Annotated in this window: 17 protein-coding genes and 1 pseudogene; 7 read left to right on the top strand and 11 right to left on the bottom strand. The window is 50.9% G+C overall.

Annotation, left to right across the window (positions count from 1 at the left end; all coding sequences use genetic code 11):
* Positions 1-9 precede the first annotated feature (9 nt).
* Positions 10-1188: an aspartate aminotransferase family protein gene (locus AMF_RS06275; RefSeq protein WP_010267253.1), complete on the bottom strand. Its 1179-nt coding sequence runs from the start codon at positions 1186-1188 to the stop codon at positions 10-12.
* Between the two features lie 217 nt (positions 1189-1405).
* On the opposite strand from AMF_RS06275, the gene AMF_RS06280 reads away from it, so the two are divergent.
* The gene (locus tag AMF_RS06280; RefSeq protein ID WP_044051791.1) at positions 1406-2776 is read left to right on the top strand and encodes a sensor histidine kinase; all 1371 of its coding nucleotides are present in this window, start codon (positions 1406-1408) and stop codon (positions 2774-2776) included.
* 13 nt (positions 2777-2789) lie between these two features.
* Here AMF_RS06280 and AMF_RS06285 read toward each other — a convergent pair whose 3' ends face one another.
* From AMF_RS06285 to AMF_RS06295, 3 genes are read right to left on the bottom strand one after another with little or no spacing between them, the layout of a single operon-like run.
* A complete protein-coding gene (locus tag AMF_RS06285; protein WP_010267257.1) occupies positions 2790-3635 on the bottom strand; it encodes a cell envelope integrity protein TolA in 846 nt (281 codons plus the stop codon).
* A complete protein-coding gene (locus AMF_RS06290; protein WP_010263244.1) occupies positions 3607-4074 on the bottom strand; it encodes an ExbD/TolR family protein in 468 nt (155 codons plus the stop codon). The genes AMF_RS06285 and AMF_RS06290 overlap by 29 nt, the downstream gene beginning before the upstream one ends.
* Positions 4064-4729, bottom strand: a complete 666-nt coding sequence (locus AMF_RS06295; protein WP_010263249.1) for a MotA/TolQ/ExbB proton channel family protein — start codon at positions 4727-4729, stop codon at positions 4064-4066. The genes AMF_RS06290 and AMF_RS06295 overlap by 11 nt, the downstream gene beginning before the upstream one ends.
* 218 nt (positions 4730-4947) lie before the next feature.
* Here AMF_RS06295 and mutL point away from each other — a divergent pair, with 218 nt between their 5' ends.
* Positions 4948-6831 (top strand): DNA mismatch repair endonuclease MutL, encoded by a 1884-nt coding sequence (gene mutL, locus AMF_RS06300; RefSeq protein ID WP_041660063.1) that lies wholly within the window; start codon positions 4948-4950, stop codon positions 6829-6831.
* Positions 6832-6843: 12 nt separating this feature from the next.
* Here mutL and dprA read toward each other — a convergent pair whose 3' ends face one another.
* The 6 genes from dprA to rpmG all read right to left on the bottom strand — a co-directional run bounded on the left by dprA (position 6844) and on the right by rpmG (position 13678).
* Complete coding sequence (gene dprA, locus AMF_RS06305; RefSeq protein WP_011114220.1) at positions 6844-7977, bottom strand: DNA-processing protein DprA; 1134 nt, start codon at positions 7975-7977, stop codon at positions 6844-6846.
* A gap of 534 nt (positions 7978-8511) precedes the next feature.
* Positions 8512-9675: a tRNA 2-thiouridine(34) synthase MnmA gene (gene mnmA, locus AMF_RS06315; protein WP_011114221.1), complete on the bottom strand. Its 1164-nt coding sequence runs from the start codon at positions 9673-9675 to the stop codon at positions 8512-8514.
* Positions 9676-9862: 187 nt separating this feature from the next.
* Positions 9863-10885: a twitching motility protein PilT gene (locus AMF_RS06320; RefSeq protein WP_010267279.1), complete on the bottom strand. Its 1023-nt coding sequence runs from the start codon at positions 10883-10885 to the stop codon at positions 9863-9865.
* 300 nt (positions 10886-11185) lie between these two features.
* Positions 11186-12454, bottom strand: coding sequence for a beta-ketoacyl-ACP synthase II (gene fabF / locus AMF_RS06325; protein ID WP_010267281.1), 1269 nt, complete (start codon positions 12452-12454; stop codon positions 11186-11188).
* A gap of 119 nt (positions 12455-12573) precedes the next feature.
* Complete coding sequence (locus tag AMF_RS06330; RefSeq protein ID WP_010263283.1) at positions 12574-12870, bottom strand: acyl carrier protein; 297 nt, start codon at positions 12868-12870, stop codon at positions 12574-12576.
* A 637-nt stretch (positions 12871-13507) separates the two neighbouring features.
* Positions 13508-13678, bottom strand: a complete 171-nt coding sequence (gene rpmG / locus AMF_RS06340; RefSeq protein ID WP_010263289.1) for a 50S ribosomal protein L33 — start codon at positions 13676-13678, stop codon at positions 13508-13510.
* 159 nt (positions 13679-13837) lie between these two features.
* Here rpmG and AMF_RS06345 point away from each other — a divergent pair, with 159 nt between their 5' ends.
* The 3 genes from AMF_RS06345 (at position 13838) to AMF_RS06360 (ending at position 16956) form a co-directional block, all read left to right on the top strand.
* A complete protein-coding gene (locus AMF_RS06345; RefSeq protein ID WP_010263291.1) occupies positions 13838-14563 on the top strand; it encodes a hypothetical protein in 726 nt (241 codons plus the stop codon).
* Entirely contained in the window at positions 14563-15069 is a 507-nt protein-coding gene (locus AMF_RS06350; RefSeq protein ID WP_010263292.1) for a disulfide bond formation protein B, read from the top strand. The genes AMF_RS06345 and AMF_RS06350 overlap by 1 nt, the downstream gene beginning before the upstream one ends.
* Positions 15070-16065: 996 nt before the next feature.
* The gene (locus AMF_RS06360; protein WP_037349080.1) at positions 16066-16956 is read left to right on the top strand and encodes a hypothetical protein; all 891 of its coding nucleotides are present in this window, start codon (positions 16066-16068) and stop codon (positions 16954-16956) included.
* A 95-nt stretch (positions 16957-17051) separates the two neighbouring features.
* Here AMF_RS06360 and AMF_RS06365 read toward each other — a convergent pair whose 3' ends face one another.
* Positions 17052-20654 carry a hypothetical protein gene (locus AMF_RS06365; protein WP_010269624.1) on the bottom strand — a complete coding sequence of 1201 codons (3603 nt, stop codon included), beginning with the start codon at positions 20652-20654 and terminating at the stop codon, positions 17052-17054.
* 338 nt (positions 20655-20992) lie between these two features.
* On the opposite strand from AMF_RS06365, the pseudogene AMF_RS06375 reads away from it, so the two are divergent.
* Positions 20993-21504: pseudogene (locus AMF_RS06375) on the top strand (demethoxyubiquinone hydroxylase family protein).
* Positions 21505-21573: 69 nt separating this feature from the next.
* The gene (locus AMF_RS06380) at positions 21574-22044 is read left to right on the top strand and encodes a hypothetical protein (RefSeq protein WP_010263310.1); all 471 of its coding nucleotides are present in this window, start codon (positions 21574-21576) and stop codon (positions 22042-22044) included.
* The last annotated feature ends 3 nt before the right edge of the window (positions 22045-22047 follow it).

Raw genomic sequence — 22047 nt, forward strand, 5'->3', positions numbered from 1 at the left:
AATTCTGCTCTATATCTCCTCCAGGCAGCGCGCAAATATGTGCAATGCCTCTTCGATTTCGCCTTTGGAAACTACGAGCGGCGGCAACATCCGAAGCACGTTTCTGCTGTCAGCTGTGGAGAGAAGCAACCCTTGCTCCAAAACCTTACCAGCAAAAGCACGTACGTTTACCTTGGTGTTCATCTGCAGCCCAACCATGAGGCCGAGCCCCCTCACTTCTTCAATGATGCCACTGAATTTTCCTGACAACTTTGTGAGTTCATCAACCAGATATTTTCCATTGTTGGAGACATTTTCAAGGAACCCCTCGCGGAGAATTTCGCTCACAGCTGCGTACGCTACAGTTGTTGCTAATGGGTTACAACCGAAGGTGGACCCGTGCATGCCCACGGCAGCAAACTGTCCGGCATTTTTTGTGATGAGACAACCACCTATAGGGAACCCCCCACCCATGCCCTTTGCAATTGAACACACGTCCGGATGCACGCCAAAATGCTCATACGCGAAGAACTTGCCGGTCCTTCCCGCTCCGCACTGCACGCAGTCAAAGAATAACAGCATATCATGCTCATCGCATATGTCGCGTAAGCCTTTGAGAAACTCTCCTCCAAGAATATGCACGCCGCTCTGGCCCTGTACCGGCTCTACCAAAATCCCACCTATGTTGCCTTTGCTGACTTCACTTCGCACTGAGTCTATGTCAGGATTAACACTAACGAACCAGTCTACATATGGGTGCAGTAGCCGCATAAAATGCTGCGGTTCGTTCGCCGAGCAAGCAGCGTAGGTTCTGCCGTGGAAAGAGCGCCTCATGGTTAATATCTTGTATCTTTCCGGCCTTCCCTTGCCGTTTTGGTACGATCTGATGATTTTAAATCCGCACTCTACGGCTTCAGCACCGGAATTGCAAAAAAACGCCAAATCCGCAAAGCTACAGCCCACCAACTTTTCTGCGAGCCGCTCAGCCTCAGCTATGCGGTACATGTTTGATACATGCCAGAGAGTTTTACCTTGGGTTTCTAGTGCGTTAACCAATGCAGGGTGGCAATGTCCAAGAGAAACGGTGGCAATTCCAGACACGAAGTCTATGTATCGCTTGCCTTGCGTGTCGTACAGATAAACCCCCTCACCGCGCGCAAAACTTACATCAAACGGTGCGTAAAACGGAACGATACAACTATTACCCACAACTGCCCCTCAACTTCCGGCTATGACTGACGATACTGTGAAAGTCCTCTGTAGGTCAACAAGATTACTCTTACCTAAAGTTTATATAGACGTACAGTTTAGAAGGGTACGCAATTTAAGTATTGATGTGAGCGCGTTATGCTATTAACCTCGCCCATAGCTAGTGGTCGGGTGCGGATACGTGCTTATCAGACACTTTAAAAATCTATCTTTAGCGATGCTTGTTACACTATTTATCGGCGCGACTTGGTATGTGCATGTGAAAGTGCTAGAGCGCACTTTAGATATGGCTTCGGCAGAGGATATTGCCGACATAGGCCAGGTGTTGTCACATACGATACTAGACAAATATACTGACTTGCTTCGAACTATTCCCACACACGTGAGCACTGACCCTTACCATGTTAATTTGATGATAAAACTGCGTGCAGAGTTTGTACAAGCGTTGCAAAACCTTACTGGAGTGACGGTGGTGTTGCACGGTTCTGGCGGTATCATATTCACTGTGGGGGAGGGCTCCGTTGAGGGCTCTGCTGGCGGTGAGTCTTTATCGGAGGCACAACTCGCAGCTCTCGCGAATGGCGATGTTTTACGGGGAGTGGTTGCGGATGGTCGGATTTTTACCGTATTTCCGATCGTGTTGCAAGATGACGGCCCCAAAGTTTTTTTGCAGGTGATAAAAAATTACGGAAAGCTTTCCCAGGCCCTTAGAGGCGTGCACGGAATGTTGGTCATACCCGTTGGAGTAGCAATACTGAGCTGCGTGTGTTTGGTTGTATTGTTTTACAGAAGGAGTGCAAGGCTGCTTAGCAGCCAGTATGATGCGAACCTAGAACTTCAGGAGCAGAAGGAAACTGCTGAAAGAGAAAGCGTAAGCAAGTCTCAGTTTTTGGCCAACGTCAGCCACGAGTTGCGCACCCCTCTCAACTCTATTATCGGCTTTTCTGAAATCATTCAGTCGGAGTCGCTGGGCCCAATTGGCAGCGAGGAATATAAGGAGTACATAAATGACATTCACCAATCGGGTGTGCACCTGCTGAGCTTGATAAACGATATTCTAGATTTTTCAAAGGCGGAGGCCAACAAGCTCACCGTAGAGTTCGTCAAATTTGACCTAGGTAAGATTGTAGATTCGTCCTTCACAATGGTGCTGCCCCGGGCAAAAGATGCTAAGGTGGAGCTCAAAAAGGAAATGCCAGAAGAGCCCATTGTTATGCTTGCGGATCCGAAGAGGATGAAGCAGGTTATCATAAACGTACTGTCAAACTCGGTGAAATTTACCCCGGAAGGTGGGCTGGTTAAATTGTGTGCCGAGATCAGGGGTGAGCAACTTATAGTGGAAATCAGTGATACTGGTATTGGTATTGCCCAACAGGATTTGTACAAGGTGATGTCCGTCTTCGGGCAGGCCGACAGTACGCACTCTCGCAAGTATGAGGGCACAGGGTTGGGGCTGCCTTTAAGCAAAAAGCTTGTGGAGCTTATGCAAGGGACCTTCAGCATAAAAAGCGAGCCGAACCTGGGCACTATAGTGACATTAACATTCCCGCACAAGCAGGAAGGTGCGAAAGAGGGAAAAGCCTTTTAGATCACCCGGCTTATCACAACTCGGGCTTGGGGTTGAAGGTTAGAACTATCTCGTGCCACAGGTTGTAATCGTTTCTGTTTAGCCCCATGAGTGGGCTGCACTTGTACACCGCTCTCAGTGCGCTATCCGCTACGGCGCGGAAGAAGGGGTTGCTGTTGTATAAATGAGTATCTGTGATGCCAGCCCTAACCACCTTTCCGCTGGGAGCCAGCACCACGCCGACTTTCACCACCATGTTTTCTACATCTTTTGCGCCCGCGGGGACGGTCCAGCATTCAACGAACCGACTCCTGATGGAGTTTGCTATCCTTACCGCGAGCTCGTGCTTTTCGTCGTATTTAGCCTCACCGGAATCCACTTCATTTTCCGCGCCGGGCGGCCCGATATTAGCCTCACGCTGCACTGCTTGCAGTATTCCTGACAACTCCTGCTCTGCGGTTTCTGGGAAATCTTGCGCGTCAGCAGCAACGGGAAGCGGTTCCACCGCCGGAGGAGCAGCCTGCTGCTGTGGCTGCGTAACCAACCTCTCCCTTTCCATGGCCTTCCTCCCCGGGGGCGGAGGTATTCTTTTTATCGGCTCCACAACGACACGCTCAGCCTTTTCTGTGGGCCTATACTCGACTTTTCTTTTCTGAAGGACGACGGGCTGCCTACCCGCCCGAACATTATCTGCTTCCGCCACGGGAACGGAACCGAACACTATAACCGCATTTCCTGCGTCATGCTGTACCTTGCCTCGCTCCATAGCCCAGGTGCCTGCGAAGTAAACACCACCAGCGACCACGTGCAAAAGCACTGACAAAGCCACGTGAACGTTGTTCAAAAGCACACTACGTGCGGCCTGCACTGCTCCCAACATCGGCAACCACGCTATTATCAGCAACCAGAGCCACCTTCCTGAGGCCGTAACCAGACAACAAATTAACCACCCTCATGATCGCCCCGTAGCTCACGCCCTCGTCACCACGCAAGAACACCTGGGCCTCCTTGCCCTTAGTTGCGGACATGAGGTCAGTCTCCAGATTTGCCTCTCTGGAAAGCTTATCGTTCACATATATAGTACCTTTCTTGGTAATGGTCAAGACAACTGATTGCTCGGAGTCCAAGCCCAGAGCCCTACTTGCGTTGGGAAGATTTACAAGGAGCGATGGCAGGGCCTTCTCTGTATGCGAAACCGCGAATATCACCAGAAGTATGAGCACTACGTCCACGAAGGGTGTTATATTTATCTCGGAACGAAACCTGCGAACTTCCCTGCGCTGCTCTGACAATCTGTGCGATGCGGACCTACTCCTCATTATCTGCAAATGCCTCGAGCTCGCACACCAGATTGCTTAGACGGTTGGACATCCTTGTTATAAGTGCTGTGAACCTGTTATAGAATATGTTGGCGGGTATTGCGACAAGCAACCCCAAGGCGGTTGCGAACAGGGCTTCAGCCATGCCTGGGCCGACAGACGCAATGCCCACGCTTGCCCCAGCTGGGATGGAGCGCAAACTGCCTACAACCCCCCATACGGTTCCAAACAGCCCTATGAAAGGGGAAGAGGACCCGATGGTTGCCAGAAGCTCTACGTTGTCTTCAAGCTTGTCTAGGGTTCTACTTAATTCTGCGCTCACAAACCTGTGCAACCCCGCCTGCTTGTTCGTAACCAGCTTGGAGTTTTGCATTCCGTAGTTCAATATTTGCGACACAATGCCCGTGCTATGACCTATAATCTCGGTTAGGTTGGTGAAAGTTCTTCTGGAGCTGAAACGCTCCTCGAGCTCCCGGATTTCCCTGGCCCGTTTTCTTAGCACCAAATGCTTCTTCAAAATTACTGACCAAGAAATTACAGAAAACGCAACTAATATGAGCATGGTGGCCTTAACTACAATGTCTGCGTTAGAAAACGCACCAAGCATAGACAAGCTGTTCTGGATATCAATGGACGATTCGACTACATCCCTCATAAACAAAAACCACCGAACCACTGCCAATTTCTATACCCTTAATCTGCTGCGGTCAATGATAAAAAAAGAAAGTGCTGCCGCCGTAAGTTGTTTATGCACTCAAGTGTGCGGCTGTGAGGCCTGCTAGCGCGTTGTTTGCTTTCCCTAGTACAGGGTAGTAGTTTTCTCTTTGTGCGCTATAATGACCTTGTGTTGCACTGGTTGTGTGTGGTGACGTCGTGCCTATAGTTGTGTTAGATGCCAAGACTGTAAATAAAATTGCTGCTGGGGAGGTAATAGATTGTCCCGCTAGCGTGGTGAAAGAGCTTGTTGAAAACTCGATAGATGCGGGTGCCACTACCATAAATGTGCTAATAGACAAAGGCGGACGCAACCTCATTTCCGTGATTGATGATGGATGTGGCATACCCAGGGATGAAATGGAGAGAGCGTTTATCTGTCATGCCACGTCTAAGCTTCCGGATAATGACCTCAACAATATTAGGTCGATGGGGTTTCGGGGAGAGGGGCTGACGTCCATTGCAGCTGTTGCCAGAACTAAAATGGTTTCAAAATATAGAGGGTGCACCGAGGCCTGGTCTATAGTGCTCGAAGGAGGGGAGAAAACCAGAGATTTGTCACCTGAGGCATTACCGTGCGGGACTTCTATAGAAGTTAGAGATCTGTTTTTTGCCACTCCCACCAGGCTGAAGTTTTTGCGCACGGAGAAGGCGGAAACCCAAAGCATTGTTGATCTGATGTACAGGTTTGCCACAGCCAGATTCAGTACTGCGTTTTCCCTAACCATAGCTGACAAGCAGATTTTTAAGTACCCTGCCAGGGAAGATTTGATGTCGCGTTTGTGGGAGATGAAACCCTTTGGTGATGCGTTTCGGGAGCAGTCACTCGAGGTACGTTTCCATTCAGATGCCATAAACATCACCGGGTATATTAGCGTCCCCACGTTTAATCGATCAAGGCCCGACATGATATACACATTTGTAAACGGTAGGCCTGTACACAGCACCCTCTTCATGGGTGCGATAAAGTCCGCATATAGCGAGTTCATTCCCAGAGATCGGCATCCAGTGGTTGTGATGTGCATGGAGATCTTGCCAGGTGATGTCGATGTTAACGTGCACCCCAGTAAGCTGGAAGTAAGATTCCGGAATCGCAAGCAGGTGTACAGTGTGGTTGTTGAGGCGCTGGCAACGGCCTTGTCTAGCAATGTGTACAGAGAACTGCCTCCCCGTACCCCAGTTGGGGGAGGATTGGACCACTTCGCTGTGGATAATACGCCAGTTTTGGATACACCACACTACGGTAAAGTACACGATTATGGTGTGGCAGTAGGCCCAAAGCTTTCCGTACAGCAGACGGGGGGGGGGGGAGAATTTTCATCAAAGCCTGAGCATGCCATCGAAAACCCCCCACGCGCGGCGGAGCTGTTTTCTTTTTTGGGAAGCGGTAGCAGTAGGCGCACAACGCGTCCGGTTCTAAGCTATGACTCAGAGGCTCATATCGTGCCACTGATAGAAGAATTACCGCTAGGCAATGCGGTATGTCAGCTTTTCGACAGGTATATAGTATCGAGGGCCGGGGACCATGTAATCATAGTAGATCAACACGCTGCGCATGAGAGGCTCACCTATGAGTACATGAAAAAGGTAACAGCCGATGAGGGGATGAAACGCCAGGTGCTACTCATGCCTGAGTTAGTTGAGCTAGACAATGAATACGAATTAGAGTTGCTGGGCGAATATAAGGAAAAACTGCTAAAATTTGGGCTAGTAATCGAGCCTATGGGAAGCATGGTTGTGGCCGTGAGAGAGGTTCCGGCAATTCTTGGGGTGTTTGACGTCAAGGCAATGATTGCCAAAATAGTGGAGAGCATTGTCGAAGTGGGTGACGCGTTGTTCATGCGCGAAAAGATAAAACACGTGTGCGGAACCATTGCCTGCTACAGCTCAATAAGAAGTGGCAGAACGTTGAAATTGGAAGAGATGAACAGCCTGCTGAGGCAGATGGAAGATACTCCACATTCCGGCCAGTGTAACCACGGTAGGCCGACGTATGTAAAACTCAGTCTGTCTGAAATAGATAGGCTGTTCGAACGCAGGTGACAGGCAGTGTTACTAGTTTTCCAGAGACAGGGCGAATCTGTTACCGGGAAATCTGTGCACCTTTCTCAATAGCTCCAACTCAATGAGTTCAGCGAGTAATGTACTTGTGCCAATTTTTGTGCAAGCTGCCAGATCTTCAATGTCTGTGGGAGAAACGCTCAGTTGTTGGAGAATCGCGCGTCGAATTGCCGCAGAGCCTGCCCCATCTGTGGCAACGTCTTGCCGGGCGGCATGTCGCAGGCTGTTCGCCGCTATTGGACGTGCGCTGGGGTTCAACGCTTGTATAATATCTTCCGCAGATTCTACCAACGTGGCACCTTGCTTGATGAGATAATTGCTGCCTGAGTATTTGGGGTCCAAAGCCAAGCCCGGCACCGCAAATACTTCCCGGCCCTGCGACAAGGCAAAATTTGCTGTGATGAGGGACCCAGATCTGCGTGATGCTTCTACCACAACTGTGCCCCAGGCCATGCCGGATATTATACGATTGCGTTGAGGGAAAAAGCTCGCCTTCGGCAGCGACGAAAATGGCAGCTCAGTCACAACTACGCCGCCGTTGTGCACTATTGCGCGGTACAAGTGCAGGTTATCTTTGGGATATACAACGTCAATCCCGCTCGCAGTAACTGCGACAGTAGGCATTTTTTCAAATATCACGCTATGCACCGTACTATCGATTCCCCTTGCCAAGCCTGATACCGTAACAAACCCGGCTTTAGATAGGTCAAATGCTATTCCATATGCAATACGTTTTCCATTCGCCGATGCATTGCGACTCCCCACCATCGCAACTTTATTGTTTTTGTTTAACAAAGCTACATCACCAAGCGCGGTTATAACCGGGGGAGGATCGTATATGTGCAGCAGCATTTGGGGGTACTCCCGCTCAAACATACTTATCATCCTTGCGCCCAGTTTTCTGCACAGCTCAACTTCCTTTTCCGCATCGTCTTCTGGACATATACGCCCCACGTTACCGAGCTCTCCATGCGCGAGTGCATCGAGCGCAAGTTCCGGAGTTTTATATAGTTTTATGAGTTTCTGAAAGGCAATCGGGCCGATTTTTGCAGTGCGCATGATGCGGATGCAAGCGACTAAACAGTCGCGGATGACTGCCGCGCTAGTGATGTTGGTACTGGGGTCCAAAAAAGCCCGTAAAAGTTACTTTATTAACTAATATAATAACTACAAAAAGCAATCGTGCAACGGCTCAAGCGTGACGTGCACACAATTCTGTGATGTGTCTCAATAGTTTATCCAGGGTGCAAGTTTGGTCTACGGGGCCATAGATGCGAAAATGCGCCCAACTGCGACGGCGCCATGGGGTAGGGCTCCAGCCGGAAACCTGGTCATCGCAGCCGCGCCGGAACCAGTACAACATTAGGGCAGGGTGGACTGCTGGGAGGTTTGAATTGCTGGGGGTTATAACCGAATGGGCTTGGGCTGGCTATGTGGAATTTTCTGGTACGCACGACAGATTTAGGATTGCCCCAGTAAAGGTTTTCTGGAATCGCGCGCATTGTGTGCATGGGTGGGTGAAACATGCAAAAAGCTCCTCAAGTGCCCGCGTGCAGCAAGTGCATACTGCCTGGCTGTGGCTCGCCCCGGCCATGATGCGGCAGCCGGGGTAACGCATGGTGCAATACTAACCCACAACTGCTGCAAAAGCCCCCGTTTATCTCATGCCCCTTCGTGGCACAACTTGTTGTATATCCATCCGCCTCCTAGCAACCTTTCTTTGTCATACAGCACACACGCCTGCCCTGGTGATACGACGCAGTCCTCTTCGAGTACCACCGTTCCATAGCCGTCCCCGTCACTTGTTATAGTGGCACGGACAGTGGCGCCGGATGATCGCAGCCGGGCATCAACCGCCAGTCCGCGCTTTGGAATGTTGTAATCAGGGAGCCAATTCAGATTCTTCACGAACAATGCCCTCTTCATTAGGGCAGACTGCGGCCCAACTACCACAGTGTTCTGCGCCGCATCTAATCTTACTACATACAGCGGATATGGTGCAGAGATGTTCAGGCCCCTGCGCTGCCCAACGGTGAAATTCGATATGCCATCATGCTCGCCAAGCAAGCGGCCGTCGACGTGCACAATCTTGCCCTTTTTGACCGATGCGGGGTCCAAATTCCGCAGAACCTCCCGGTAGCTATTTTCGGGCACAAAGCATATATCCTGGCTGTCTGGTTTATCTGCCACCTCCAAGTTGAGTTGCTGCGCCAACAGCCTAACGTTGCTCTTCGCCAAATCACCTAGGGGAAATCGCAGGAATTTTAATTGTTCAGAGGTTACGGAGAACAGAAAATAGCTCTGGTCCTTCTGCGGGTCTTTACCCCGCAATATTTGCTGCTCACCGGCAATCTCAACCCTTCGAACATAGTGTCCAGTTGCTACAACATCGCCGCCTATAGCTCTGGCTGCCTTGAGCATATCTCTGAACTTGACTGTTTGGTTGCATTTCACGCACGGTATGGGAGTTTCACCCCGCTTGTATGAATTGATGAAATCGTCTATAACCTCCCTCCTGAACACTTCTTCATAGTCCAGGACGTAATGCGGGAACCCGAGCGTTGATGCAACGCGCTTTGCGTCATATATATCCACACTGCCGCAACAAGACTTTGCTCCAGACGCCGGTGAGCTGCTGTGCAGCTGCATTGTGGCCCCTATGACCTTATACCCACGTTCATGCAGTAGCGCGGCGACCACCGAGCTATCCACACCCCCCGACATTGCAACGACCACGGTTGTCTCTTCGGGTGGCTTGCCAGAAACTAGCGGATCCAAATTTAAGCTGCCATCAAACACCATTGCGGGGGAGGGTATAAACTGCACGGTAGGATTCTATGTGGGATTTTGCCGCGTCTCAAGTTGAAAGTGCAAGCACACTAAAACCCCGCGTTCACGACCCATGTAAACTGCGGTGCCTGCGGGTGATGGGTACAGACTTCCCGGTCAGTCGGCTACAGACTTGCTTGTCGCCCTGTGACGACGTGTTGGTCAGCATGAAGATATACTCGGACTAAAATTCATCCTCCACGTTGCTGACGTGTCGCGAGCTTGCGCCACCAACGAGATGGGCCAGAACGGGTTGGGCATCAGAATGTGTAAGTTTATTCTCTTCAATCAACATGTTGATTTTCGCTATTATATCCGAGTTCTCTATTTGTGCCACGTTCCCACTTCTTATCGTTTCTTTGACCTTGTTGTCGAACATTATAAAGTCATACACGTAAACACACGGCTTTCTCATTAGTAGCACTTGTAGGGTTGCGCCTAATACGTGTGAAGCCAGGAAATTAATTCCTGACTCCATGTCTGGAAATAGGGTGAGAACTCTTTCCAGCATGCACGAAGTTGAAACAGCGTCTACAGCTGCTATGACCAACATTCCTGTAGTAACACATCTGTGTACCACGCTTATCAGATTGCTGTTGAGCTCTGCAAACACTACAATGTCCGCCGCTTGCTTTGTGATGAAGTCAAAATTTGCCTGAGATGCGTCATAAGTGCTTATTATGGAATTGTCTGATCTGGGCAAGAATTCCGCTTCCATGCCGAAAGTCAAGATATGCTTTTTCTGGGTCGTACCGATTTTGTGCAGCAAGCACTCTATCGTGTAATTTTTGTTGTGGTGCGCCGCTCCTCCCAGCAATATTACTCCCCTAGGTGCATATGTGGCTATGCGAACAAGCTCCTGTGGGATGTCATCCTCCGATGGGAACACCAATTCCCTAATATGAACCGTAACCTTCGCTTCAGACCCGGGTTTGCTGACGTCTCTTGCTGCGTGGATATTCAAAAAATGCGTCTCGTCAAACTCCACATTCACGCCGATCTCCCCATCACTATCGAACTTGGCTTGCGCCTCTGCCGACAGCACTGCGGACAATATGCTTGTAATGTCGTTTTGGTCGATCTTTCTCACTTGCAGGAATTCTATGTGGCCTAACCTCTTGATTGCAGGAGGCTGGCCAACGACACAGTAAAGGTGGGACGCGTTGTGCTGTATAGACGACGCAACCAACTGTTTGAAATACTCCATTGCTACGTTCTTGCATGCCCTGCTGGCGCAATGCTAAGGCATTTTTATTTCACAACTATTAAATATGATTCTTGTAGTATATGCCCACTGTTGTGGCTGTTTCAAACTCGCATCACGCGCGTTACGTTACCGCGCCCAGTGCGTTTCCAGTTGTTGTGAGCAGAGCTTGTGCACCCGCAACGGGCGATATCGTGGTAAATTGAAGACCGCGCTGGTGCGCAGCGAAGCCCACAACGCCTCAGGCATGTGTAGGGATCGGTGCAATAAGGAAACGCATCAAGTATGGGGCCGGCGTGGAACCTACACGGCCCCGAACACCAGCGATGCATTCACTCCCCCAAACCCGAAGGAATTTGACATCGCACTTGACACCTTATGTTCCTGCGCGTTCAAAGGCACCAAGTTCAAATTACTGTCTTCCGAAGAATTTTGCAAGTTTAACGTTGGAGGCACGACCCCATTGCGGATAGATAGTATGGAAAAAATGGCTTCCACACCCCCGGCTGCCCCCAACAGGTGGCCGATAGAGGATTTTGTGGAGGATATGGGCATACGGTATGCGTGGTCACCAAACACCGATTTTATTGCGGAAATCTCAACACTGTCTCCCACCGGCGTTGAGGTTCCATGCGCGTTTATATACCCCACACTTTCTGGAGCAATCCCAGACATTTGCAGCGCGCGTTTCATTGCGTCCGCTCCCCCCCGACCTTCAGGGTGTGGGGCTGTCACGTGATAGGCATCTGAAGTTATCCCGTAACCGACGAGCTCCGCGTATATATTCGCACCCCTCATCTTTGCGTGCTCATAGCTTTCCAGTACCAGAATGCCGGCACCCTCTCCGATCACAAAGCCGTCCCTGTCCCTATCCCAAGGACGAGAAGCGAGCTCTGGTGTATCATTGAATTTTGTCGATAGGGCCTTTATGATGCAGAACCCAGCCACTGCCGCCCTACACAACGCACCCTCCGCTCCACCAGCGAGCATAACGTCCGCCTCTCCTGATGCTATGACTCGCGCCGCGTCGGCAATGGCGGCGGCCCCCGTCGCGCAGGCACTCACTGATGCGTTGCAGTACCCCGTCAGCCCGTGTCGTATGGAAATGTGTCCAGGGAGTAAGTTGACCAGACTTCCTGGTATGAAAAACGGGCTCACGCGCCTAGGCCCGCGCTCGTGCACGGCTATAACATTTCTTTCTATGCACGGTAAGCCGCCTACGCCGGACCCTACCAGTACTCCGATCCGGTCAGGGTCAAACTCCGTGCCCAGCAAGCCGGCGTCGGACAACGCCATATCTGCTGCGGCCACCCCGAAAATGATGAAGCGGTCAGCCTTTTTTACGTCTTTTTCTTCGACCCACTGAGTGGGGTCAAACACGTTCTCCCCTGACTGGCCTTCGGAAATCACCTGGCCCCCGACTCTGCACTCAAGGTCATGAGTGTCAAACCCGCTAATGGCACTTATTCCCGACTTCCCATTGACTAAACGGTCCCACACATCGGGGATCTGAAACCCCAGCGGTGTTACCAGGCCCATACCAGTTACGACAACCCTAGCCCTATCAGCCATACAAAACCGAAACAACTCCCGAATATTGGAAGCAAACCCTCAGAGGACCAAAAGACCGCGTGACAGCGAGATTTGATGAAATTGGAAGATCCAAACGCCGCACCGCAAACGGGCAGATGCTACTCAGACTTAGATTTGCCATGTATGTATTTACATATATCATCTACGGTTTCCAATCCCTGCGCCTCCTCGTCGGTAATCTCTATGGAGAACTTCTCCTCCAGGGACATAATCAGATCCACAAAATCCAGGCTATCCAGGTTGAAATCCTTGGCCAGGTTGGTAGTCCCAGAAAGAACCTGCTTCTGCTCATCCTTCAATTTTAGACAGCCAATCACGGCCTCCATGACCTTAGATTTGATGTCTTCCAAAACAGCATCGTCAGACTTCAAGTTCCCTACCTCACCACCTTCCATGACGCACCCATAAACTAAAAACAGAAACCACGGACCGTGCCAGAACCGCACAGCACTGGCAATATATACCTCTAAAAATCAAAAAATCAAATAGAATTGCCGCGTGAAATCGTAAAAACAGTCAGAGTCCCCGCCGGATTTTACTGTGCGTCTTCCAAACTTGATAGTCTGCAGAGTTGTATACATGTTGGCTAAATGCCACATTACTGCCTGCCTTAGGCCGTTCACGTACGGCGGTTCCACAATATGTAATATGCTTCTATTGCCGGCATGCGCGCGTAGTTTCATGTACACTGAAGGGTTCCTGTGGCCGTGTTGGGTTGATATGCTGACATGGAAATGTTTTTACCGATCTAAGCGCAAGACAGGGACACTGCTCCCACCAGAGGCATCGCGTAGCTCCTCGACGTGTTGCTCTGTGCGGCCGTCATGCCTCACACCAACTCCCAAAAAACTACGGAGCCACGAATGGCGAGGTTTGAACAAATTGCCAATACAAACACCAGTGCCGGCAATAGCACGCCCACACAACTAGCGCACCGCGCGCCATCGACGCGAGGACGAACACCCCAGCGAAAGCAGCGGCAAGCTGTGGACGTTACCTCGCCATACTGGTGCCGGTGCACCAGACCATACCCTACCTAAGCTTTTCTTCCTTAAACAGGACGTGCTTCCTAGCAACAGGGTCATACTTACGGAAAGAGAGCTTCTCAACCAACTTTTTAGGGTCACGCTTTTTGACGTAAAAATAGCCAGTACCCTCGCTGCTGACCAACTTCACCAACAGACCAGAACCTTTTTTAGCCACAGCAGACCCACGAAACGCAAAACTGCAGAATTCTACATGTACGGATATCGTCGGTCAAGCTGTTTGGTAAAAACGGTTGACATACCTTGTGGAGTAGGTATGTAGGGGGGCTAGCCCCCGCGTGTTGGAGGTCTACATTCGTGTTTGTGGCTTCGTGATATGCTTAAGTCGTTATTCAAAGTTGTGGTCAGGCTCGTAGGCTTTCTGATTCCCGTGAAGGTAGTGAGCACTTTTTTGGGCATAGGCCATCTACCTGCTTGGCAGGAGCACTGGGCTGCCCTTGCTGCACTGTTGATTGCCCACGTGTCTTGTTACTTGGTGTATGGGTTTTTCCCTCCCTTGTATGATGCCGCGTTTGCTACCGGCCTCAAGCTTGCTCCGTTCTTCCTACAAGCGGCGGTTTTCCTGCTCATTATCGGCATGTCGTCTATTTTTATACTGCAAAACGGCGATAAAGGTGCGCCCGATATGGGGCATGACACCATAGTCATTCAATCAGCGTTTGGTCAGTTACTCACTGCAGCTGTATCAATGCCGGCGTCTGTTGCTCTGTACGGTATTGCAAGCGGTGTGTATGACAAGGTTTGTGCCGACATCTTTACATGCCCGCTGTGGGCGAACTATTCCATGCACCTCTTCATATTCTTCATAGTGCCGTTTGTGTTTTATAACCTCATGGTTGTTATCAGGCCTTGGCCTGCCTCCCTGCTCAAGTTGCGGTACAGCAACTGGTTTTCGGTTATGATGGAGGGGATGACGCTCTCGCTGTATGCCATGCTAGCAATGTATCTCTTGGCGTTCATCTGTGCAGGGTTGCAGGTGTCTTATGCCTTGAAATACAGTGCCGCGGTTTTGCATATTGCGTTTATGCGGTGGGTAGGGTAATGAGAGAATGCGGCGTTCTTTTCTTCATCAGTAGCGTATTGGCGCTTGCTGCCGCCTATGTTGGGGAGGTTGTGTATCACTTGATTCCGTGCAGGTTGTGCCTGTATGAGCGGGTCCCATACTTTGCCGCGCTTTTTTTCTCCATTGTTACAATGTTGAGAGGAGATAAGTACTCACTCTATTGCACTGCCATGTGTTATGTGGGCAGCGTGGCCCTTTCAGCGTATCATGCAGGCTTGGAGTACGGTTGGTTTACGGATTTCTTGCACTGCGCTGGTGATGTAGACCCCCGTGCAAGTGTTGATGACATAAAGCGCAATCTGCTAAGCAATGACGTCGCTCCTTCGTGTGGTGTTCCGAGCTTTGTCTTTCTTGGGCTCTCGATCTCTGGATGGAACGTCGTATACGTGACCGGGTGTCTGCTGTTGGCTTTTGCGGTGAAGAAACGCGGCTTCAGAGGAGTGTGCAGAGCCGTGTTGGATGTCGTAGCTGCCAAAGGCAAATAGCCGCAGGGTGCGGTTTTATTGTCAAACTTCGGAACGGCTTGGGAGCCTGCCTACATCAGCGCATGACCTGGTTGTATACTGCTTTTTTGGGAGCCTAGCATCGCGCAATTGTGGTCTGAGCCGGAGGCGGGAGGCCGATCGGGGATTTGAGCATGCCTTTATTGGTGATGATGTGTTGGTCACTTGGGATGTTGCAATCTATGCACATTGGAATATTTCCTGGCGGCCCATAGACATTCCGTTGTGGGTGACCCGAATTTCAAGCGCGTACAGTGATGTGTGCATGCGGTACGCTGGTAGAGTTGCTCAAATTTGCTGTTTAAATTCTCAATACGGTGGCGAGGCCACACTTCCGGCTCCCGATGGTGTGCGTCTGCGCTGTGTGCATTGTGGTGCTGTATTTGCCGGGCTTTAGCGCCACAGCAACAACCGATGTGTGGCATGAATGCACTTTTCGCAATCTAGATGTGTTACACGTAACATAAACATCTTTTCGTGCACGACTCAGTGCATTTTCGGTGTGGATGCGCCAATAACTGTCATATAGGTTTGTGTTTACGCAGCGTTTATGTTGCATGCTGCCTGCACCCGCGCTAAGTGCAAAATGCAATATTTTGAATGTGCACTCGGGTTCTGCTGTACGGCGTGGGAACTGCGCTGTGATAAACTTACAACTAGTGGCTAGTTATTACGTTTTAATTTTTATATTATGCCCAGGGTTTGGCTGCGCGTGATATGCCGCCATGCACGCCATCAGGGGGTTAACAGTCGGGTATTTGGATTATGCTCCGAGCGCACGGCTAACAGCGCAATAACCGAATTGGATGTGCATTTGGGTATCATATTTTCGAAAAACAGTTGCAGTTACACATTACCTGTTGACCACTTGCCCTAAAATGTGTATGGTGACCGGAGTGTGTGTGATGCCGTGTTTGCTCTGTATGGGGCGAACGCCACGGCTCGCAGTTGAGTTGTGCTTATAATGGGGTTTGCCTTATGTCTTGGGAGCAGTTTCTAAGCGGTGATGATTCACCACGCCGCGATGTTGTCCTGCAAGTGCCGGAGGATGGCGGTTCCGGTATTGGTTCGAGAGTTGAGTTGATTTTGCGTTTGCCGCTGTCGCTTGTGTTGCTTGCCACTACGTTGCTCCTGACCACTGTCACCTATGTGGCGATGACTGTCGCGATGATTGTTGTGCTGCCCGTCAGGTTTCTTGCTGGGTTCTTTTCCAAACGGGGCCGTCAGGCATCTGCTGGTGAGGAAGAGGAGGGTAGGGAGCCTGTCAATGGGGTGCGTAACTTCTTCACGTCCCTCGTAAAGCTTGTTCCCGTCATCTTCCTGTGGCCCTTCATAGCCATTTTCACGTCTGTTCCGGCGATGATTGTTTCCACCTTTATGTACGTGAGTTCGATAGTGAAGAGCTGTGTGGAATATTTGACGTGTGCGGTCACCTTCGGCGATCCCACGAAGGTGGGGTATTTGGGTCGCGCGCTGTACGACAACTACGTGAATGCCTCTGGTATCAGGGCTGCCACTGATCTGGCAGTTGGCTTCTTTGACGAGAGTGGTCCCCACGCTGGTGCGACTAATTATTGGAATGAAGTAAAGTCCGCTGTCGTAGACCAGCCCATGGATATCATGAAGAGCATGCTTGGCGGGGGCCTTGCGGCAGGCGTCAGTGGCCTCGGTAGTATTGGTGGTCTCATTGGTGGAAAGACTGCGGCGGGTTCAGCGGGCCTTGACGGGGGTGCGGTGGCGGATGTTGCTCCAGGGGCGCGCCTCGCTGTTGATGACGTGGCGCCTGCTATGTCACAGCATACTGCAGCAGGGGCAGACGGAACACAACCGGCGGGGCACGGCAGCCAGGTGTGGGGACTGAGCGTATAAACCTACCTTTGTCCCCCCCCCCCGGCGGGGGGGGGTTGTAGTGTAGTGCTCTCGGGCTGAGGCCCCCGCGGCTGGTGGGTTGTGGTGCGCCGCGGTTACCTTCTGGCCTGGTGTTGCGGCATATCGTATTGCGGCCCCAGCCGGTGCTCGTGAAGTTCTACGAATGATGGCCCGCGTGTCGCTGCGCCCTTGCCTAGTTTGTGTGGGCAGTCCAGCTTGGTGCTAGGAGGAGATGTGGCTGCTGGGGCGTTTGCCTCCTGCTCGTGTTCCTCTCCTTGCGGGAGGGTGCCGTTGTGTTCGTTGCTGTGAAGCGGTGAGGGCCCGGCTGTTCCGGTGTCTGCCGCGCTGGCGCCCTGTTGTGCCGGTTGGCGGCCGGCGTGAGGCTGTCTTTCCCTCTCTTCCTGTACGTTTTCTGCGGTGTTGTGTGTGTCGGTTGTTGCGATCTCCCCGCTATCGTTGGTGAGGGTGTCATAATTGGAACTGCAGCTGCACCTGAAGATGTTCACAATAGCGCGTGCCAGCCGGGCTATGAATGACCCTATAGCTCTGAACATACCGCATAGGAGGTTCCACGGTGCCATGTACCATGGGGTGCGTCTGGTGTTTTGGTCTTCATCAACACCTTGGTTAACAGCAGTCCCTTGGTTGGCGCTCGTCTGTGGTGACGGTCTGGTTTCCTCCACCATGGGGGTTGCCCCGCACTCCCTTAACCTAATGTGCAAAGTTTCTTCCACTGCTGTGTGTTGCTCGGTTGTATTGCTGGTGGTGGTGGCTGCTTCACTACTCCTCGGGAATGCCCTAACTTGCCCCTTCCTGTTCTGTTGCAGCATTTCTTTCACGCTTATTTTCATGTCCTCCATTTTGTGGACAATCACCATACCCTCAGCTGGTATAGCATCCGGTATGCTTACAGTTTCTGGCTGCGCGTACGAGCTTGTGAGCATTTTCAGTGGAGGTAGCATTGCTTCTCTGCCAGGCAGGGCTATACGCGTGTACACGTTTTTATAGGATATCGTGTTGTCTTCGGGGGAAAAATGCAGCTCGTAGCTAATGCTTGTTCTCGCCAGCCCCAATACCCATGGTGCCGTCGAGTGCAGTATGAGAATGTTTACTTTATTGCTATCGGTACAGTTGATGAATACACTGTGTGTTGGTGTTTGTTCGCCGGCAGGGGATGATCTATTTATAAGCCCTTCTTCCTTCCACAACACGCCAAAATTTTGCAGTTCCCACTGTGTGGTAATGTTCATCATATCAAGTTTGGGCCAAGCAACCGCTCCTGCTTGATTGAGGGAGCTCACCATTTCCTCTATAAGCGCGGGGTGCGGAATGGCATAATTAGATTCCGTTGAATTTTGTGTTGCCCTGACGAACATAGCTTTGAGCGCGGAAAATGACTTCAGCCTCTGCCCCTGCGGATCAAATTTAGGCATGTATTCGCTTTTGTACTGCATGCCGTGCAATGCCGCCAACTGTTCCGCATTGGCAGTATCGCTGTGGTCGGCACCAAGGACGCTGGCCAACTCCTCTGCCGCATCTTCAGCGCGTGTCTGAACCTCATTTACTGTTATGTCCTCTCTTGGGAAGTCAACAAAAGATGTGCGACCGGTTTTAGTCGGCCCATATAGTTCCAATCCCCCCCTTATTGCGTGGTTCACATCACGCCTACGTAATGTGTGTAATAAAATCTCGGCGGCCACTTGACTTACTGCACTGCTTTGGTGCTTTGGTGTTCGTGTGGTGCCCTCTGCGTCGGCCAGCTGGCTGACTATTGATTCTATTTCCTCGTTCGATAGTTCCACGTAGGTGTGTGTGCGCACGTTGTGTAGCGAGTACACATCTACGAGTGGCTGGGCAGCCGCTGCCGCAGCTTCACCTACCGCGACGTTGCTGCTACTTGCTGGTTGCGGTGCGGTTGCCGGACCAACGGTTGCCTGCGCATGCGGCGCGTTCTCCTCTAGGTGGGCTGAGCTGCTGCTGGCGACCACATGCTGCGTGGGAATGCGCCGTGCGTCACCAATCTCCACAAGCGGTTTACGCTCTTCTTCCGGTGTTATGACAAGCTCCTCACCACCACTATCAGCGCTTAGAAAGCCGCTACTGCTCCGGTCACTAAAATTTTCTGGCACCAAGGTTCTCTCAGATCCGCTACTACTTTGCGCATCGTCGCTAAGTGATGTTGCATCATTAAGGCTCGAAGAACGACTGAGCGCGGGGCTCTCGGGCACAGTAAAGACGGCCTTGATGCCGGCGCCCATCAAAGGTGCAATTGCAATAGGCCTTTGAGTTTTTTCAGTGTCTTCGTTCGCCAGCGCATTTTCGTGCTGATTGCCCTCCCTCCGTACTGCCGTGGATTTTCCTTGTGCAAGTAATTCATAAGTTGGTGCTGTCGGTTGCTTACGGAACCAATCCGTTATAAACGCTTCCTCATGCTTCCAATCAGTTGTGTGTGGGAATGTATGCCCAACTATGCCATGCAATGCGTAATTTCCGCTTTCTTGCGCCAGCGCGCTATCAACTTGGTGCTTGATCTCCATTGTTGAGAAGTTTGTTGGGGAATCAGCGCGGTCTAGAATTGCAGCCCTACATATAGTCCTTTCGTTTTTCAGGCTTTGTTGCTGCTCCGGTTTTGGTGCATTCCTCCCCAGGAAATTGCCTATCCTGGCCAGTGTACCTGCAATTAGTGTTTGAGAGGTATCATCAGATGCTTGTTCCCCTTTCACGTGCTGCCGCGCATCTCCTGCAACGCCAGATTTGTCGCCCCTCGCTCTGGCCTCGTCCAGTTGCACTACTAGAGAAATCTCCTCATGCATTTGGCTGAACGGTACTTCAAAGTGTGGGTATTGCATTACCACAACAAGATCGCTATCTCTAGGCTGATAGTCGCTACCCGCGCTCCTCTTCCTGATTATGTGGTTTAGTATTTCCTTGGCGATCTTGAAACGTACGGTGGTTTCATAACGTACTGCGCCTTCTACCGCGGAAACTTCCGTCTCCATTAGTACATCCAATTTTCCTGTGCCTTCTGACTCTGCGGGGCCGGTGTGCATTTGTGCTGGTGGCTGGGGGATTATCTTGAGAGACAAGTCGTATTCCAAGCGCACTCTGTCATATGAAATCCTGTGGACATGGCGACTTTCTTCTACTCCTCCACCTGTCATATCGTGCTTATGCACAAACTGGAGAGCTGCTTCGGCACAGCTTCCTGATATACATTCGGAATTGAAAGCTTTCACTATTTCAAATATCAGCGCCTGATGCACGTGTGATTCAGGAATTGCACGCACGTTCCCGCGTATTCTTTGTATGGTTTCCTCTGGACCCATGACTGAGTACTGCCTATTAAGCAATAGATGGTGCATGACATGTACCCCGACGGCTAGGTTCGGCAGGTGTCTGTTGCACCATTTAGCGGGTGCGGGCATAAAATCCGGTGCAAGCACGAGAACACCGCCCTCGACCTCTCGCCTTATGCGATCCAGGTCTTCTACCGATATTTTAGGAACCTCTCCTCCGTCTACTGTTGTGAGTAGCCCCCTATGGATGCAGCCACAGAACTCTTCTCCAGACAACGCTTTCAAACACGCATGTTGCGTGATGGCCGCCCTTGCCGCGTGCGGATCTGCTACGCGTCCAAGTTCTGCGATATCTTCGCGCCAAAACTCTACACTGTTGGCATCAAGTTCGACAGCGGGCATGTTATTACCTCAAGAAATACAATAGAGCGCTTAAGGTAACAACACACTACGGGCGAGATGGTAACACAGTTTCAGTGAAAAGGAAATGTTGACGGTGCTGTGGTACGCGTTACCCCAATATAGCCGCAGAGAATTTGCAAGTGCTAGCTGCAATTCTGCAACGTACTGGGGGAAGATTTGCTTGCTCAAAATGCGTGTAGTCGCATGGCGCGCACGTGCTGTGGAGTTAGTGTTAGGCGGATGCATGTGTAGGAAAATTGACGTGCGTAGCGTGGCAGGAATAGTTTTTTTTGCGGGTGATATATGTTATCATCCTCTGTGTTTGGTGTGGTTCTGCGATGCGAAGTAAATCTGTGGAAAGCATGATACGGGTTGACCACGCTGGTGAGTATGCGGCGGTGTGCATATACCACGGGCAAGGCATTGTGTTTTCGCGCACGCAGGATGCTGATAAATTCAGGAAATGCAAGAGCACGAACGGGTGCACTTCGGATACTTTAATAACTTGATACTTCAGAGGAGGGTGCGCCCCACGCTATTTCTGCCTGTATGGCACGTTGCAGGAGTTGCACTTGGTTATGTAACTGCCATGATGGGTAAGGAGGCGGCGATGGCGTGTACGGCCGCGGTTGAGGAGGTTATTTGTGACCATTACAACGGTCAGGTTGCGCAGCTAGATGACAGTGAGCGTGATCTAAGCGAGAAAATACTACAGTTTTGTGCCGAAGAACGCGAGCATATGGAAACTGCTATCGACTGCGGTGCTGAGAAGGCTTTTGGGTATAAGCTGCTGTCTTCCGCAATAAAAATGGCTTGTAGGGCCGGAATTGCGATTTCTAAGGTCCTGTAAGATTGTGCCAATTGGTTGCTTAGCTAAAAAATTACAAGAGGGTCGGTGTTTGCTAATTGTAAAATAAGCATGGTCAGGAGCGCTAAAAGCATGGTTGCTGCTGTGCTGATGTCAGCGTTGGTGTTGTGCGAATTTCTACTCAGCGGAGTGATGCACAAATTTACTCCCAGGTTTGACATGCTTTTCATGGTTTTGGCGTACAGCAGGAATATCCCTCTGGCAAATCTTCCGCTGTTTATCGTTGGGGTGTTTAGGGACATAATATATTTTTTCCCCGTTGGGGGTTCTTCAATATTTTACGTGGCCGCCAATATCGTTCTTTCCGAGGTACAAAAGAGGCTTTCTGGTAATCTGGGTGTGGTTATTTCTCTGTTTTGCGTTAATGGAATTCAGTGGATTGTTTGGTATATGACGCTCGGCGAAGCATCACAGATATTTTACCTGGGACTACAAATGTTGTGGGGCGGAATTGCGCATATACTAGCATCCAGAAATTGGAGGAGGAGGTACAGTATACTGCAAGTCCGCAGGCCGTGGTAGGGG

Origin of the sequence: Anaplasma marginale str. Florida (genome assembly GCF_000020305.1) — a bacterium.
Classification (GTDB): domain Bacteria; phylum Pseudomonadota; class Alphaproteobacteria; order Rickettsiales; family Anaplasmataceae; genus Anaplasma; species Anaplasma marginale.